The sequence below is a fragment of the Neobacillus sp. MER 74 genome, from assembly GCF_023714155.1.
The window spans coordinates 1-324 of record NZ_JAMAUV010000092.1 but is presented as its reverse complement, the minus strand read 5'-3'; the positions used below and the strand labels follow the sequence as shown (position 1 = coordinate 324).

1 protein-coding gene and 1 rRNA gene are annotated in these 324 nt (G+C 45.1%); one reads left to right on the top strand and one right to left on the bottom strand.

All coding sequences use genetic code 11. From position 1 onward, the window contains the following. Window positions 1-53 (top strand): 16S ribosomal RNA (locus M3610_RS27645); the annotation flags it as partial. Here the strand turns inward: M3610_RS27645 and M3610_RS27640 are convergent. Then, window positions 43-324 (bottom strand): hypothetical protein (locus M3610_RS27640; protein WP_251463656.1); only part of this gene is annotated, 282 nt, incomplete at its 5' end. The two genes, M3610_RS27645 and M3610_RS27640, sit on opposite strands and share 11 nt — an antisense overlap.

Here is a 324-nt window from a genome sequence, read left to right as displayed (position 1 = left end):
TGAAGTCGTAACAAGGTAGCCGTATCGGAAGGTGCGGCTGGATCACCTCCTTTCTAAGGATAATAGGAAAAGCGGAGGCGACTGTTCAACTTCGACAGACGTTGGAGAGCCGGCACTGCAAATCCCGCTTTTGGATTTGCGGGGACGGATCGAAACGGCCGAGAAGTTAGGAGCCGAAGCTAGACAAGCTGGACTTTTGAGCCAGACAAAACAGTTTGTACACGATCTTTGTTTGTTTAGTTTTGAGGGAGCAATTCTCTCAAAGCTTTTTTTAATCGTTCTTTGAAAACTAGATAATCGTAATGAAGAAGCAAAGTAAACATC